The 245-nt window shown below is 48.6% G+C and carries 1 pseudogene; it reads right to left on the reverse strand.

From position 1 onward, the window contains the following. Window positions 1-245 (reverse strand): annotated as a pseudogene (locus AB4512_RS24120) (GMP synthase (glutamine-hydrolyzing)); the annotation flags it as partial.

A 245-nucleotide genomic window follows, 5' to 3' on the forward strand; every position in this document is an offset into this window, starting at 1 on the left:
GATACAACCCAATCGTACTTACGGCCATCGCCCATTACGCCAACTGAACGTACTGGTAGGAATACCGTGAATGCTTGAGATACTTTGTGGTAAAGGTCAGCAGCGTGAAGCTCTTCAATGAAGATAGCATCAGCACGACGCAGTAAATCACAGTACTCTTTCTTCACTTCGCCTAGTACACGAACACCTAGACCTGGACCCGGGAATGGGTGGCGGTAAAGCATGTTGTATGGAAGACCAAGCTC

The sequence above is a fragment of the Vibrio sp. 10N.222.52.B7 genome (assembly GCF_041474275.1).
GTDB lineage: Bacteria > Pseudomonadota > Gammaproteobacteria > Enterobacterales > Vibrionaceae > Vibrio > Vibrio crassostreae_C.